Below are 15,609 nucleotides of genomic sequence, written 5' to 3'. Positions count from 1 at the left end.
TTCATATTAAGTTATTGTTAATATGTCAGAAGAAATAAAAAAAGAGGCTTAAAGCCTCTTTTTCTATTCCTATAACACAATGTTTATTTACCAAACATTAAAAGTTCATTACAACGAACTTCTGTAATATATCGCTTCTCCCCATCTTTGGTTTCATAAGAACGATGCGTTAATTTACCTTCGACGGCCACTTGCTTGCCTTTAGATAGGTAATTCTCTACAATATCAGCGGTCTTACCCCAGGCAACTACATTATGCCATTGTACATCCTCTACTTTTTCACCTTGGGCATTTTTATAACTTTCACTTGTAGCAATTGAAAATTTTGCCAATTTGTTTCCATTCTCCATGGATACAATTTCAGGATCTTGTCCTAAGTTACCAATCAACTGTACTTTGTTTTTTAATGCGTTCATCTTTCTAAATTTTATGGATTAACAGTTAATACTACCGAACTACTATAATTCGACGAGGCAAACTTAATTCGAGCTTCAAAAAAGATTCGGTTAGGAACTATTTATTTTCGTTTGTAAACGTTTGTAGTCGTTTTTGTTCGATTAAGATTGAACTGTATAAGGGAACTATAGACAATTCAACCCATTTTAACGACGGTTCGGATCAAAGTAGTTTTATCTTCCTTTTAACAACCACATATTTGTGAGCATAGAAATAAACCACAGCTAATCAACGCACTAAAAAACACTCTATGTCTACAGCAGAAGTCTTTTCGATAGCAAATATGACCGCCATGCCCATGTGGCTGCTCATGATTTTACTTCCTAATTGGAAAGTCACACGGTTCTTAATTGATTATAAATTAATTCCGCTAGCACTCGCAATTGTATATGCCATTTATATTATTCAAGCCATGCAGATAGGTGGGGGAATGGATTTTGGAAGCCTAGCTTCTGTTATGGGCCTTTTTACAGAAGAACGTGCTGTATTGGCCGGATGGGTACACTACCTAGCTTTTGATTTATTGGTTGGTATGTGGATGTTAGACCAAAACAAAGAACTAAAAATTCATCAGTTATTAATGGCTCCTTGCCTATTCGGAACTTTCATGTTAGGTCCAGTAGGCTTTTTGGCCTTTATGCTAATCAAAACCATCAAACAAAATCAAAAATGAACACTTTAAGTCAATTATTAAAAACGGTAAAAGGATCGAGTCCAATACTCTATTGGGTCGTAATACTACATTTTATATTTATGCTAGGCTGTCTATTGGGCCTCGCGATTGATGAAAGAACCCTTATGGGTGTTAATGTCTGGATAAAACCCTTGAAATTCTCCATATCCGGTGGAATCTATATATTGACATTAGGCTTTCTTAGCACGCTTTACCCCTATTCAAATCGAAAAAGAAATATCATCACCATTACAGTCGCCCTAACACTTCTGTTAGAGGATGCTATCATCATTTACCAAGCTGCTCGAGGCGTTCAATCCCATTATAATGTTACCTCTGTATTTGATGGAATGCTTTTTTCAGCTATGGGAATTTTAATTGGAATCAATGTCTTGATTATGGTATTGTTTATCTTCGATACGGTACGATTAAAATTAAATACATCCAAGACCGTTCAATGGGGTATTTTATTAGGGTGGCTTATCATTGTATTTGGTAGTTGGGTCGGCGGTCAAATGATTAGTCAAATGTCTCATAATGTTGGTGTCGCGGATGGAGGAGCCGGCTTACCTCTGTTAAATTGGAGTACTATTGGCGGTGATTTGAGAATCGCACATTTTTTTGGCATACATGCAATACAAATAATTCCGTTATTCGCTTTTTGGGTTTCAAAAAAATGGAATTTGAACCGCCGAAAAGAACTCATTGCCGTTACTATTTTTGGTTTGATTTATGCAGGATGGATTGGATTTACTTTCTATCAAGCAAAAATTGGTATAGCTTTATTAAAACTATAATCAAATTAAATGTTCGTTAACAGGGAAAAACGAATTACATATTTAGGCTTTAATGATTTCTGGTTTACGGTAGTCGGTATCATATTTCTCAGTTTCATTACCGATTATCTTTTCAACAGGTCCTTTTTACGCTTTCCGTTTGGAGAAGCAATAGTCTATTGGAGTATCTCTTTATTTTTCACCATATGTAATTGGTTAATTATAAGAAATGTGATTATTCTATTAAGAAAGCAATTCACTCACTTTAAAGATGTAGGAAAACGACTTATTCTTCTATTCCTTGCTATTGTTGCCACAGTAATACTCGTTGATTTTACTGGAAATAAAATTTTATCATTCATTTTTAATAGAGACTACGGTTCTCAGAGCTTTTATAGGGTACGTTTGCCAGTTATTATCATAAGCACCATGACAATGGCTATTTATGAGGCCATTTACTATTACATTCGACTTAAAAAAACCATTATAGAAGAAGAGCAGGCTAAGCAAGCTATTGTGCAGGCCGAGCTTGACGCTTTAAAAAATCAAGCTCAACCCCATTTTTTGTTCAATACCTTAAATACCTTACGTGATATAATAGAACAAAATTCAAAGGAAGATGCTGTAGAATTTGTTGACAAACTATCAAACGTGTATCGCTTTATTTTAGAATCTGGCAACGCAAATCTTATATCATTAGCACAAGAATTGAAATTTGCCAAATCATATATTCATATACAAAGAGAGAGATTTGGAAAAAATCTTAAAATGGAATGGAGTATTCCTGATACCAATTTAGACAACATGATAGTACCTATGAGTCTACAACTTCTATTGGAAAATGCCATAAAACATAATGTTATTTCCAAAGCAAAACCATTAACCATCTATGTTAAAGTGGAAGACTCCCGTTTAATCGTAACCAATAAGAAACAACCAAAATCTACAAAGATTCCATCAACAAAGGTGGGTTTAAAGAATATTGAGAAACGGTACCATCTTATTTCCGGGAAATCGATAAAAATAAAAAATGATGACAACCACTTTAGTATTTCTATCCCATTACTAAGATCTTCTGTTTTAAAAAACTATGATGAACGTACTTATAATTGAAGATGAACCTCGCGCAGCCAGTCAATTGCAAAACATGCTTAAGGCGTGTAGTTTTGACTATACCTTACTACATATTATTGACACGGTTGAAGATGCTATTGAATGGTTTAAAAAATATGAAGTGCCAGAACTTATTTTTATGGATATTCAATTAGCGGATGGATTGAGTTTTGAAATCTTTCACAAAATAGATATTGATGCCCCTATTATTTTTACTACCGCCTTTGACCAATATGCCATACAGGCATTTAAGGTTAACAGTGTTGATTACTTATTAAAACCCATACAGAAAGACGATTTAAAAACTGCATTATATAAGTTCAACAAGTCAAAAAAACAAACTACTATAGAGCCAGCCATATTGAAACGACTGCTCGGTAGTATACAAGAGTCAGCCGAAAGAGAAGGACTACTTGTAAGAGAAGGAAATGGTTTTGTTCAAATTAAGATTATAGACTTTTTATACTTTTATTCACAAGAGAGTATCACTTTTGGAGTAACCACTTCCAAAAGATATATTATTGATGAATCTTTAGATCATTTATTTGGCACATTGGATCCTAGACAGTTCTTTAAAATTAGTCGCAGCCAATTAATTTCAAAAAAGGCCATTCAAAAAATAAATCCCTATTTTAACCATCGGGTCAAGCTTTCTATTTTAAATCCTCGAGACCAAGAATTTATTGTCAGTAGACCTAAAACAAGTGATTTTAAAAAATGGCTGAATACCTAATTACCATTATTAACAATGGGAGCTTTGATAACACCTCAAACCATAAAGATTGATTTAAAAAATAAACTAACTTTAGGCAAGTCTATTATGGTCTATGGAACACCCACTTTTTGATAATCAAGCAAATAAACAGTATGAACTGCACATTGATTCACTTATACCAAGAATTGAATATATCAAAGCTCAGGACAAAATTTATTTGACCCATACTGAAGTCCCTATTGAATTAGAAGGAAAAGGCATCGGCTCAAAGCTGGTGAAGCTAGTTTTGGAAGACATCAAACTAAAGGAGTTGACCTTGGTTCCCATGTGCCCGTTTGTGGCCATGTACATCAAACGGCACCCGGAATGGAAGTCATTGGTCTTAAAAGGAATAAATATCGCCTAATATGGAAAAAGAAATCGTAAAAGAATACAAGAACGGTGACCTCACCGTCATCTGGAAGCCAAAAAAATGCATCCATTCTGAAATTTGTGTAAAAACATTACCTGAAGTTTATGACCCAAACGCCAAACCCTGGATAAAGGCAGAAAATGCTTCTGTTGAGGCCTTAAAGGCACAAATAGAAAAATGCCCTTCAGCAGCACTTACATATAGTATGGTAGGTGAAGAAAGTATTGAAGAAAAAGCTGGAACAGAATGTACCGTAGTCGAAAACGGTCCGCTTTTAGTGAGTGGACTTCTAAAAGTCACGCTTGCCGATGGCACCTCTGAAAACAAAAAACGGTCAACAGCATTTTGCCGCTGTGGCGCTTCAGAAAATAAACCCTATTGCGATGGCACTCATAATAAAATTGATTTTAAAGGATAATAAAATAACACCATGAAAAAATTATATAGCATCTTTATATGCTTGGTTTTTACCTCAGCTCTTATGGCACAATCCAAAAACTTTTTAGACGTCCCGTATTTAGAAACATCTGCAAAAGTAGATACCCTTATTAGTCCTGATAAAATATACTTGAGCATCACCATTCAAGAAAAAGATTCTAAAGGAAGAAAATCTGTTGAAGAACAAGAAAACAAAATGGCGCAAAGCCTGAAGAGTTTAGGAATTGATATCGACAAACAATTGACGATTAAAGATCTGGCAAGCAATTATAAAAAATACTTTTTACGTTCTAAAGAAGTGCTAAAGAGTAAACAATATTCTTTGTTGGTTTATGATGGATTAACTGCCGGAAAAGTAATGGCCTCATTAGAAGATTTAGATATTGCAAATACCTATTTGGAAAAAACGGAGTATTCCAAAATGAATGAATTGGAACTAGAGTTAAAAACCAGAGCGGTTAAAAAAGCAAAATTAAAAGCTGATGCCTTGACCAAACCTTTAGGACAAAAAATAGGAATGGCTATTCATATTATAGATAATTCGCAACCTTATTACCAGCGTTATAATCAACCTAATATACGAATGAAAGCGATGGCAATGGAAGATGCTGGTTCACCTGAACCTTTAGATATCGGTTTTGAAAAAATACGTGTAGAGAGTACCGTAAATGTAAAATTCAAAATTATGGATTAGCTCAATCCAACACGGAAAGACCTGATTTCATAATGCTTTTTAATTTTTCAGGATTTGGGTCCACCTTAGCCAATACACGAATACCATTGAATAAAGCATATAGCATCAGCCCTATTTCATTTGGGTTTTTAATTGCATTTATTTCTCCATTCTGAATACCTTTTTGAACAAAAGCCGTAAATAGTTTCTCGTAATTTATTGTATTCTCTAATAGAAGGCTTTGTATTTTTTCATCCCCCGGTATTAATTCCGTAATGGTATTCACTACAAAACAACCCTTTCTGTTTCCATCCTGTACCGATTCATCAATGGCCATTTGAAATAGTTTTTGAAATCCTTCTTTAACAGAAGGCTCCGTCTCAAAAAGGCCCTGAATGACACCACCATTAGTCTGTCTGTATAATTGAAAAGCAGCTTCAAACAAAGCTTCTTTATCACCAAATGTATCATACAGGCTCGCCCTATTAATACCTAATTGTGTAACTAAATCTTGCATTGAAGTAGCATGGAACCCTTTTTCCCAAAAGAGTTCCATTGCTTTATTCAATACTTCTTTCTCATCAAATTGTTTGGTACGTGGCATACTGGAATACTTGTTCCAAATTTATGTAAAAATTATACCTGCGCAAATCCTCCATCGACTGGAATCTCTGTACCCGTAATATAACTGCTATCTGATGATGCTAAGAACAATGCGGTACTAGCAACTTCATCTGCATTACCAAAACGACCCAAACTAACTAAAGATGGAAAACTTGCTGCCATAGCATCTATATTCTCTTGAGGTACATTATGTTTACCATAAATTGGCGTATCAATTGGACCTGGAGAAATAGCATTAACTCGAATACCTTTAGGGCCAAATTCTGCGGCTAAAGTTCTAGTCAACGAACGTAAAGCTGCCTTACTTGAAGCGTAAGCAGACATACCTCCGAAACCTTTTACATTAGTTACCGAAGTGTTAAAAATAATGCTAGCACCTTCATTTAATTCATTATATGCGGCTTTTACGGTGAACAAAGGTCCCCGAACATTGATGTTATACACCTCATCAAATAATTCTTCGGTCAATCCGTCAATAGTTTCTACTCGAAAAATCCCTGCATTTAAAAAGAGGATATCAATTTTTCCAAAAGTATTAATTGTAGTTTTTATCAATTCTTCACTATCGGTAACACTGCTTGCTTCAGCCTTTACTAAAAGATAATCACCTTGTATCTCACCTTTTAATGCATCTAATTTTTCTTGACTTCTACCGGTCAAAACTACTTTTGCACCTTCCTTTAAATAACGCTTAGCAGTTTGTAAACCCATTCCACTTGTTGCTCCAGTAATTATGGCAACTTTGTTTTCTAATCTTCTCATAATTCTAAATTTATATTTTTTAGTTTTCTATTTCAGAACGTTCATTCCAATACAAACATAATAATAACAGAATGATTGTTCCAAATAAAAATTTAGTTTTAACATTCTTTTAATCATATCCGCCAGCTTTCGTATCTTTCAAAGTACTAATTCCAACCACATGAAAACTTTACGACTCGTATTACTGCTTTTATTTTTAATTCCTTTGAGCACTACTGCTCAACGCAAAAAGAAACAAAACACTACACCCAATATTGTATTAAATGATTCTTTGTATTCAGGACTCAAATGGCGAAATATTGGCCCTTTTAGGGGCGGGCGTAGCGTTACTTCTACTGGGGTAGTTGGGCAACCTATGACCTACTACATGGGCAGCGTTGGTGGTGGAATTTATAAAACTACGGATGACGGCATTACATGGAACAACGTCTCAGACGGACAACTAAATACAGGTACTGTAGGTGCTATCGCCGTTGCAGAAAGCAATCCGAATATTGTTGTTGTAGGTATGGGCGAACATGCTGCTCGTGGTGTAATGACCTCCATGGGTGATGGCGTTTACAAATCGACAGATGCGGGTAAAACTTGGAAACACATAGGTCTTGACGAATCGAGACATATTTCTGATGTAATTATCCATCCTACTAATCCCGATATCATTTTTATTTCGGCGCAAGGAGCCCAATATGGTCCTTCACAAGAACGTGGGGTTTACCGCTCTTTGAATGGTGGTGCTACTTGGGAGCGTGTTCTTTTTGTTAATGATACTACAGGAGTTTCTTCTTTATCAATGGATATGAATAATCCATTAATTTTATATGCGGCCATGTGGCAACATCGCCGTTATCCATGGACCATGGAATCTGGAGGAGCTTCTTCGGGAATTTATAAATCGACCGATGGAGGAACAACATGGAAGCAATTGAAAGAAGGACTACCAAAAGAATTCGGGAAGGCAGGAATTTCAGTTTCTCGAGCCAATTCTAATATAGTTTTTTCTGTTATTGAAGCAGAAGGGGATAAAGGCGGAGTATACAAAAGTATGGATGCCGGCAAAAAATGGACGCAGGTCAATAAAGACCGTATAAATATCGCACGTTCATGGTACTATATGGAAATCTTTGCCGACCCTCAAGATGAGAATGTAGTTTATGTACTTAATGCCCCCGTAACTAAATCTATCGATGGAGGAAAGTCTTTTAAGCCCTTACCCACTCCGCATGGTGACAATCATCACTTGTGGATCAACCCCAAGGACAATTCAAAAATGATTAATTCAAATGATGGTGGTGCAAATGTTTCGAATAATGGTGGTAGAAGCTGGAGTACACAACAAAACCAAGCTACTTCTCAATTTTACAGAGTAATTACCGACAATCTGGTTCCGTATAATGTGTATGGTGGGCAGCAAGATAATTCTGCAATTGCGATTGCGAGTAGAACTAATGACGGCGGTATTGACTGGAAAGATTGGTATTCCGTTGCAGGTTGCGAAAGCGCTTATTTAGCTTTTGACCCTGACAATCCTGCAGTTGTTTATGGAGGTTGTTATCAAGGTATTATTGAAAAATGGGTGAAGGCTTCACGAGAAGGAAAGCCTATTAAGGAATACCCTGAATTAGGACTTGGAAAAGTTCCTAAAGATTTTAAATACCGCTATAATTGGAATGCACCAATCATTAGTTCTCCACATGACAGAAATACGATATACCATGCCGGCAATGTCGTTTTCAAAACTACAGATGGTGGTCAAAGCTGGGAAGTTGTAAGTCCAGATTTGACTAGAAATGAAAAGGACAAACAAGGCCCTGGCGGAGGACCGTATACTAATGAAGCCGCCGGAGGTGAAAACTACAACACTTTAATGTATTTGGTAGAATCTCAGCATGAGCAAGGTGTACTTTATGCGGGTAGTGATGATGGCTTAGTACATGTAACTAAAGATGGTGGTGCCAATTGGCAAAACATTACTCCACCAAATATTGGAAATGGTATTGTGAATAGTATTGAAGTTTCTCCACACGATGCAGCAACAGCATATATTGCTGTGATGCGCTATAAATCGATGGATTTAAAACCATATGTTTTTAAAACAACTGATTATGGTGAAACCTGGACGAAAATAACTAATGGCATAACGGACAAACACACCTTTGTTCGTTCAGTTCGTGAAGACAAAAAGAAGAAAGGTTTATTATATGCTGGAACAGAAACTGGACTTTATATCTCCATGAATGATGGACAGAATTGGCAGAAATTTCAGTCTAACTTACCTCTTGTTCCTATTAATGATTTGACTATTCAAGATAATGATTTAGTGGTTGCTACTGCCGGTCGTTCTTTCTGGATTTTAGATGATTTAGGAGCTATTCAAAATAGTTTTGATATCTCAGAAAAACTTAAAATTGTACAACCTAAAGCGAGTTATCGAATTTTTGGTGGCAGCCAAGATAAACCCGTTCCTGGTTTAGGACAAAATCCAAAATCAGGTGTAACTGTTGATTACTACCTTCCTAAAAAGTTAGATTCAATAGAACTTAAATTAGAAGTTTTACAAAACGGAGAGGTTATTCGTAGTTATACCAATCAAAAACCAAAAGGTTTTAAATCTTGGCCTGGAGGACCTTCAAAACCATCTGTGTTACCTTCCAAAAAAGGATACAATCGATTTACCTGGAATTTTAGAACTGAAGCCTTACCAAGTATAGAAAAAGTCTTTGTTTTTGGAAATTCAGCAGGACGACGTGTCGGCCCAGGTGATTACACCATAAGAATGACTTTAGGTGATGAGATGGTTGAAACTACGGCAACAGTTTTGGCTAATCCATCTATCAAAGCTTCAAATGATGATTATGCAGAACAGCAGCAGGTATTAAGCACTATTGACAACACAGTTAAAGAAATACATGATGCAGTTAACCAAATGCGTTCCGCAAAAATGCAACTGAAAAACTATCAAAAATTACTCAATGACAACGACGGCGCCGACGAGTTACTAAAGAAAGGTAAGGAGCTTGAAAAGCGAATCACTGCGTGGGAAGAGAACCTAATCCAACCCAACCAAAAAACCTTTCAGGATGTCATCAATTTCAATAATCAATTGAATGCAGATTTATTACATTTAAAAGGTTTTGTTGATGTAGCTGAACCGAAAGTGACCAAAGGAGCTAAAGAGCGTCTTAAAGATTTATTAGCCGATTGGTTAACTTATAAGAATGAGAAAAATGCCATTGTTGGCAAAGAGATGAACGACTATAATCAATTGTTCAAATCGTTAGATTTGCCAGCTTTAATTTTAAATGAAGAATAATGAATAAGCCATTTGTGGCCGACACCCATTTTAAAAATGAAAAATTCCATCAAAACCCATTAGCTAAAGCCGATTATGAAGAATGTGTTTTTGAAGGGTGTCAATTCCAAAATGGCTATTTAGATAATCAAAACTTTGTTGATTGTACTTTTAAAGATTGCGACTTAAGTAATACTAATGTTGCGAATACGATTTGGAATAATGTTCAGTTTGAATCTTGTAAATTGGTTGGTGTATCTTTCGATAAATCTGAGACAACCTTTCTGACCATAGCATTTTCGCAATGTAACTTGACCCTAGCGATTTTCTATGAGTTGAGTTTACAAAAAACTGATTTTTCAGGTTGTAATTTGAGTCAAGCAGACTTTACTTCAACAGATTTGACCTCATCAAATTTTACAGATTGCAACTTAGATAATACCTTATTCGAAAACAGTATTCTTGATAAAGCCGATCTTTCAAATGCCTTTAATTTTAATATTAACCCTGAAATAAACTCTTTAAAAAAGACCAAATTCAGTAAAGAAGAATTAATTGGTTTATTGAAAAAATACGATATTGTAATTGTCTAGAACTAAACCAAGGATAAGTTATGCGACTCTTATATTCAATTTTACTCTTTAATTTTTTTATTGCTCAAAGTCAAAATACGCTTCAATTAAATGGTAAGCAATCTCCAGAAGCCAAAATTGCTTTGGTTTCTTTTATGGAAGGTCACTGGTATGGAACTGCTTTCGGAGGAGTAACTGAAGAAATTTGGAGTCCTGCGGTTGGAGGTTCCATGATGTTCGTTTTTCGTCATTTAGTTGAAGGTAAAGTTACTTTTTACGAAGTAGGACATATAAGAGAGCTAGAAAACAGCTTAATTTTTGAGCTAAAGCATTTTGATACGGACTTACATGGTTGGGAAGAAAAGGATGAGGTTCAGCAATTCAAATTCATTAAAGCAGAAGGTAATCGAGTCTATTTTGATGGCTTTACTTTTGAAAATGTAAGTGCCAACGAAATAAATATTTATGGCCTAATCGGCAATGAAGACGGCACTAGTAATGAAGTAGTTTTTAATTATAAAAAACGGTAGCACCATGAAATTATGTCTGGAGTGTGATACTGAAATTAAAGGACGTGCTGATAAAAAATTCTGTTCAGATTATTGTCGCAACGCGCATAATAACAAACTGAATAAAGACAGTAAAGGTCTCGTTCGAAATGTGAACAATAGGCTGCGTAAGAATTATAGAATTCTAGATAGTTTTGAACTCAAAGAAGGAAAAACCAGAACTACCAAAACCCGTTTAATGGATAAAGGTTTTGACTTTGAATATATTACCAACCTCTACACCACAAAAAAAGGAAGCACCTATTTTTTTGTCTATGACTTAGGATATCTTCCTTTAGATAATGATTATTATATGATTGTAAAAAGGGAATAAGTTACTTCCAATTCTGCCCACTCAATTTTAAGGCAGCAACGACAATATCTTTTCTACTTATTTGGCCAACTAAAATATCATCTTTCATAACGGGTAAACGTCTTCGATTATGTCTGTCAAAAACACCCGCAGCATCGAATATGCTCATATCATGAGGAATGGTCTCAACGTTTTTAGTCATAAATCGTTCCACACTTTTATCAAGTATTGGTTGATTAAAATAACGGCTTTCGGAAATCTGCTTCATACAATCTGCTTCAGAAATAATACCAACTAAAAAACCATTGGAATCCATTACGGGTCCTCCAGAAATTTTATATTTGGCAAAGGCCTCCATAACTTCTAGGATTGATTGGTCAGGTGCAAACTTTACCAATTTTCTAGTCATATAGTCAGAAACCAAAATTGGCGCATCGTAATCTTTTTTTGAATCGACCTTTGCTCTGGCCCCTTGAAAACTCTTGATTCCCATAGTATTTAAATTGAAGGTTGATTACCTAATATAGTGAATTTTTACGAATAATTTAATTTTAGAGCCTATAACCTGCGAACTCCTTATATTTTTATACATTTATGTACCAACTCAAAAAAAATGAACTTATCTAGAACCGTTTGTCTTTTCCTTGCCATAATTGCTGTGTATTGGAGCTTTAAGTCACTCATGCCAACTTATTCAGCTGGCGAAGAAATTGAACGTACTTCCTTCTCTGTGGACCGTGCACTTAGTCATGTGAAAAATTTGTCACTGGAACCACACGGCGTTGGATTTCCAGGTCATGAAAGAGCAGCAGCCTACATCATTGGAGAGCTCAGCAAAATGGGCCTTAAAACCACCACTCAAGAAGGGTATACGGCCGGAGATTGGGGTAATTTAAGTAAAGCGACAAATATCATCGCTAAAATAAAGGGTACTGAAGCAGGTAAAGCATTGGTCTTATTATCACATTATGATAGTAGTCCGCATTCGTCATTTGGTGCCAGTGATGCTGGTAGTGGTGTAGCGACTATTCTTGAAGGCATAAGAGCCTTTATGGCAGAGAACAAAATTCCAAAAAATGATATAATAATTTTAATAACTGACTCTGAAGAGTTAGGGCTGAATGGTGCAGACCTCTTCGTTAAAGAACATCCTTGGACTAAAAATGTAGGATTGGTTTTAAACTTTGAAGCTCGCGGTAGTGGCGGGCCGAGCTATATGCTCATTGAAACCAATAGAGGCAATAGTACTTTAATTAAAGAATTTTCTAAGGCCAAGCCCGATTACCCCGTAGCGAATTCTTTAGCCTATAGTATTTACAAAATGCTGCCTAATGATACGGATCTAACTGTTTTTAGAGAAGATGCCGATATTGAAGGGTTTAATTTTGCTTTTATTGATGACCATTTTGATTACCACACAGCTCTTGATACTTATGAAAGACTTGATCGTAATACATTGGCGCATCAAGGAAGCTATTTAATTCCGTTGTTAAACCATTTTAGTGAAAGTGATTTAACAGCTTTGAAAAGTTTGAATGATGATGTGTATTTCAATCTTCCTTACTTCAAATTAGTATCTTATCCATATGATTGGATATGGCCAATGTTTGCCCTAACAATTATTCTGTTCCTAACTCTAATTGTAGTGGGAATTAAGAAAAGATCTCTTAAAATAAACCTTATGCTTAAAGGGTTTGTTCCAATGCTTTTGTCGGTTGCTTTTAACGGAGCTTTTGGTTATTTCAGTTGGACCGCATTAAAATGGTGGTATCCAGGTTTTAAAGATATGCTCCACGGATTCACATATAATGGACACTCTTATATTCTAGCTTTCTCTCTATTTGCGCTTGGAGTTTGTTTTTTTGTTTATAATAGATTTAGAAAAACTTCCACCCCTAACCTGCTCGTTGCTCCTATAACATTGTGGATAGTAATTTGTGGACTCGTAGCTGTCTATATTCAAGGTGCAAGCTTTTTTATTGTCCCTTTATTTGGTCTTTTAGCAGCATTTATGGTGACTATTAACCAAGAGAAACCAAATCCATTCTTATTATTGTTCTTAGCCCTCCCTGCTCTTTTTATTTTTGCACCGTTTATCAAAATGTTTCCGGTTGGTTTAGGATTAGGAATGATGGTAGCAGCGACTATTTTTGTTACCCTTTTGTACTTTTTTCTATTGCCTTTATTAGGGCTGACCAAACATAAACTGCGTTTTGCAGTAGTATCATTTTTGCTATTTGCCATGGTTAGTATTGGGGCTCATATCAATTCAGGATTTAATGAAGAAAGACCAAAACCAAGTAGTTTGTTATATGTTTATGATGCGGATACTAATAAAGCGAAATGGGCTACCTACGATAACGTGTTGATTGATTGGAACTCACAGTATTTAGAAAATAATGAAGAGCCTTTAGCTGAGAAAACTTTAAATAAAACTATTAGTAGTAAATACAGCACCGGCTTTACATATACTTCCGTAGCTCCAACCAAAGCTTTGGCCCTGCCAGAAACTATCATCACAACAGATACTATTCAAGGTGATAAGCGAATTATTTCGTTGTGTATTACTCCAAAAAGACCCATTAATCGTTTAGAAGTATTTACCAATGACATTGAATTAGAAAAAGCATCGGTTAATGGTATTGAGCTTTCAGAATTTTATTTGGAAAACCGAAGATATGGTAAGTTAATCACACATTATGTCAGTAATAATGACTATACTGAGCTCGAACTTGAATTTCAGAAAGACCAAGCTTTAGAACTTACTTTATATGAAGCTTCCAATGATTTATTGGATAATAGTCAGTTTTCAGTACCTCAGCGTCCAAAAAGCAGTATTCCGATGCCTTTTGTCTTAAATGATGCAACATTAATAATTAAAAAAATAGCTTTTGAGTAAAACAATTGGAGTTTTAGGTTGTGGTTGGTTAGGTCAACCCTTGGCTCAAAGTTTAGTTTTAAAAGGTCATCAAGTAAAGGGGTCAACTACCTCAACGGATAAGTTTAAAGTGCTTGAAAATTTAGGCATCTCACCTTATCAAATTAAACTAACAGAAGAAAAAGTTGAAGGCAACATCACAAGTTTTTTACAGGAATTAGAGGTGCTTATTGTCAATATTCCGCCAGGGTTACGAAAAACTGGAAACGGGAGTTTTATAAAACGCATTGAAATGCTTTTAAGGCATGTTGAAGATTCTAAGATTGATAACGTACTTTTTGTAAGCAGCACTTCGGTATATGGAGCAGTAGAAGGTGACATTACAGAAGAGACCAACCCAAACCCAATTACAAATTCAGGCAAACAGTTAGCGCAGATTGAAAAACTTTTACTTGCCAACAAACGTTTTGACACTACTATCATACGTTTTGGAGGTTTAATTGGTCCGAATAGACATCCTATAAATCATCTGGCCGGCAGAACTGGATTAACAAATGGTTGTGAACTTATCAATTTAATACATCTTGATGATTGCATTTTAATGATAGAGACTATACTTAATGAAGCGTATTGGGGTTCAATTTTTAATGGCGTCTATCCTTATCATCCTACTAAAAAAGACTATTATACCCGGGAAGCCGAAAAAAGAGGACTCGATGCTCCCCAATTTATTAAGACGGAACAGACAATCTTCAAAAAAACGATTAAAAGCCATCTTTTTTATGTTAAAAGTCACCAATTACTTACAACAATTGTTTCTTAACACACCACAATAAAGTGTTTCTTCACAACAATTAAGAGAGTTTTATGTTAATTAAATGCCTGTAAATAAAGGCCTTATCGATATAATACATAATTTTGACTAACTATTAAAAGTTTGGTTATGGAAAATTCAAGGTTAAAAACTAGAATCTTGATGGAAATAGAAAAAATTATTTCAAGAAATAGTTTTAAAGGTGATATGACTAAGAAAACACAAGATTTTCATGAGTCTATCATTAAAAAACATTACAATGCTTCAGATGTCAAAATTGATTATCACAGACATCGTGTAAAAATGAATATTGTTTTAGATGATACATCTTATAATCCTAGAACAGCAAATATTAATTTAAGCACATTACCGATGAATCTTTTCTTTAAAAATCTCTATGATTTTTTAAAGTCTTGTATTGAAACGGATACTAAAAGTTTAGCGTTTTATGCAAAATTAATTCAAGATTATACGAATAGGGGTACGCATAGTGTGGCAGTGTATTAAACGAACATTTACAATTTAACTTTAAAAAGGTGCTTCTTGCACCTTT

18 protein-coding genes are annotated in these 15,609 nt (G+C 35.2%); 14 read left to right on the top strand and 4 right to left on the bottom strand.

Going from position 1 to position 15,609, the window contains the following annotated elements:
* Window positions 1-83: 83 nt before the first annotated feature.
* Window positions 84-416: a single-stranded DNA-binding protein gene (locus tag RM542_RS04115; protein ID WP_311384444.1), complete on the bottom strand. Its 333-nt coding sequence runs from the start codon at window positions 414-416 to the stop codon at window positions 84-86.
* Window positions 417-706: 290 nt separating this feature from the next.
* On the opposite strand from RM542_RS04115, the gene RM542_RS04110 reads away from it, so the two are divergent.
* From RM542_RS04110 to RM542_RS04080, 7 genes are all read left to right on the top strand, one after another.
* Window positions 707-1,129 carry an ABA4-like family protein gene (locus RM542_RS04110; protein ID WP_311384443.1) on the top strand — a complete coding sequence of 141 codons (423 nt, stop codon included), beginning with the start codon at window positions 707-709 and terminating at the stop codon, window positions 1,127-1,129.
* Complete coding sequence (locus tag RM542_RS04105; protein ID WP_311384442.1) at window positions 1,126-1,926, top strand: hypothetical protein; 801 nt, start codon at window positions 1,126-1,128, stop codon at window positions 1,924-1,926. The genes RM542_RS04110 and RM542_RS04105 overlap by 4 nt, the downstream gene beginning before the upstream one ends.
* A gap of 9 nt (window positions 1,927-1,935) precedes the next feature.
* Complete coding sequence (locus RM542_RS04100) at window positions 1,936-3,018, top strand: histidine kinase (protein WP_311384441.1); 1,083 nt, start codon at window positions 1,936-1,938, stop codon at window positions 3,016-3,018.
* Window positions 2,999-3,751 (top strand): LytTR family DNA-binding domain-containing protein, encoded by a 753-nt coding sequence (locus tag RM542_RS04095; RefSeq protein WP_311384440.1) that lies wholly within the window; start codon window positions 2,999-3,001, stop codon window positions 3,749-3,751. Before RM542_RS04100 ends, RM542_RS04095 begins: the two co-directional genes overlap by 20 nt.
* A gap of 94 nt (window positions 3,752-3,845) precedes the next feature.
* Window positions 3,846-4,139 (top strand): GNAT family N-acetyltransferase, encoded by a 294-nt coding sequence (locus RM542_RS04090; RefSeq protein WP_311384439.1) that lies wholly within the window; start codon window positions 3,846-3,848, stop codon window positions 4,137-4,139.
* Between the two features lies 1 nt (window position 4,140).
* Window positions 4,141-4,563, top strand: coding sequence for a (4Fe-4S)-binding protein (locus tag RM542_RS04085; RefSeq protein ID WP_311384438.1), 423 nt, complete (start codon window positions 4,141-4,143; stop codon window positions 4,561-4,563).
* A gap of 12 nt (window positions 4,564-4,575) precedes the next feature.
* The gene (locus RM542_RS04080) at window positions 4,576-5,277 is read left to right on the top strand and encodes an SIMPL domain-containing protein (protein ID WP_311384437.1); all 702 of its coding nucleotides are present in this window, start codon (window positions 4,576-4,578) and stop codon (window positions 5,275-5,277) included.
* A gap of 1 nt (window position 5,278) precedes the next feature.
* Here RM542_RS04080 and RM542_RS04075 read toward each other — a convergent pair whose 3' ends face one another.
* Entirely contained in the window at window positions 5,279-5,860 is a 582-nt protein-coding gene (locus RM542_RS04075) for a TetR/AcrR family transcriptional regulator (protein WP_311384436.1), read from the bottom strand.
* A gap of 32 nt (window positions 5,861-5,892) precedes the next feature.
* A complete protein-coding gene (locus tag RM542_RS04070) occupies window positions 5,893-6,642 on the bottom strand; it encodes a glucose 1-dehydrogenase (RefSeq protein ID WP_311384435.1) in 750 nt (249 codons plus the stop codon).
* A 160-nt stretch (window positions 6,643-6,802) separates the two neighbouring features.
* Here RM542_RS04070 and RM542_RS04065 point away from each other — a divergent pair, with 160 nt between their 5' ends.
* The 4 genes from RM542_RS04065 to RM542_RS04050 are packed head-to-tail and all read left to right on the top strand — an operon-like array spanning window position 6,803 to window position 11,385.
* Window positions 6,803-9,952 (top strand): VPS10 domain-containing protein, encoded by a 3,150-nt coding sequence (locus RM542_RS04065; protein ID WP_311384434.1) that lies wholly within the window; start codon window positions 6,803-6,805, stop codon window positions 9,950-9,952.
* The gene (locus RM542_RS04060; RefSeq protein ID WP_311384433.1) at window positions 9,952-10,524 is read left to right on the top strand and encodes a pentapeptide repeat-containing protein; all 573 of its coding nucleotides are present in this window, start codon (window positions 9,952-9,954) and stop codon (window positions 10,522-10,524) included. Before RM542_RS04065 ends, RM542_RS04060 begins: the two co-directional genes overlap by 1 nt.
* A 20-nt stretch (window positions 10,525-10,544) precedes the next feature.
* A complete protein-coding gene (locus RM542_RS04055; protein ID WP_311384432.1) occupies window positions 10,545-11,033 on the top strand; it encodes a DUF6265 family protein in 489 nt (162 codons plus the stop codon).
* Window positions 11,034-11,037: 4 nt separating this feature from the next.
* Window positions 11,038-11,385, top strand: coding sequence for a hypothetical protein (locus RM542_RS04050; RefSeq protein WP_311384431.1), 348 nt, complete (start codon window positions 11,038-11,040; stop codon window positions 11,383-11,385).
* A 1-nt stretch (window position 11,386) separates the two neighbouring features.
* Here the strand turns inward: RM542_RS04050 and RM542_RS04045 are convergent, their stop codons facing one another.
* Window positions 11,387-11,857, bottom strand: coding sequence for a CBS domain-containing protein (locus RM542_RS04045; RefSeq protein WP_311384430.1), 471 nt, complete (start codon window positions 11,855-11,857; stop codon window positions 11,387-11,389).
* 120 nt (window positions 11,858-11,977) lie between these two features.
* On the opposite strand from RM542_RS04045, the gene RM542_RS04040 reads away from it, so the two are divergent.
* The 3 genes from RM542_RS04040 to RM542_RS04030 all read left to right on the top strand — a co-directional run bounded on the left by RM542_RS04040 (window position 11,978) and on the right by RM542_RS04030 (window position 15,563).
* Window positions 11,978-14,263 (top strand): M28 family peptidase, encoded by a 2,286-nt coding sequence (locus RM542_RS04040; protein WP_311384429.1) that lies wholly within the window; start codon window positions 11,978-11,980, stop codon window positions 14,261-14,263.
* Window positions 14,256-15,065 carry an NAD-dependent epimerase/dehydratase family protein gene (locus RM542_RS04035; protein WP_311384428.1) on the top strand — a complete coding sequence of 270 codons (810 nt, stop codon included), beginning with the start codon at window positions 14,256-14,258 and terminating at the stop codon, window positions 15,063-15,065. Before RM542_RS04040 ends, RM542_RS04035 begins: the two co-directional genes overlap by 8 nt.
* A gap of 120 nt (window positions 15,066-15,185) precedes the next feature.
* Complete coding sequence (locus tag RM542_RS04030; RefSeq protein ID WP_311384427.1) at window positions 15,186-15,563, top strand: hypothetical protein; 378 nt, start codon at window positions 15,186-15,188, stop codon at window positions 15,561-15,563.
* Window positions 15,564-15,609: the final 46 nt, after the last annotated feature.

The sequence above is a fragment of the Croceitalea sp. P059 genome (genome assembly GCF_031846365.1).
Taxonomy (GTDB): domain Bacteria; phylum Bacteroidota; class Bacteroidia; order Flavobacteriales; family Flavobacteriaceae; genus Croceitalea; species Croceitalea vernalis.
The sequence above is the reverse complement of the archived record's forward strand: the minus strand, read 5'-3'. Positions and strand labels throughout refer to the sequence as shown.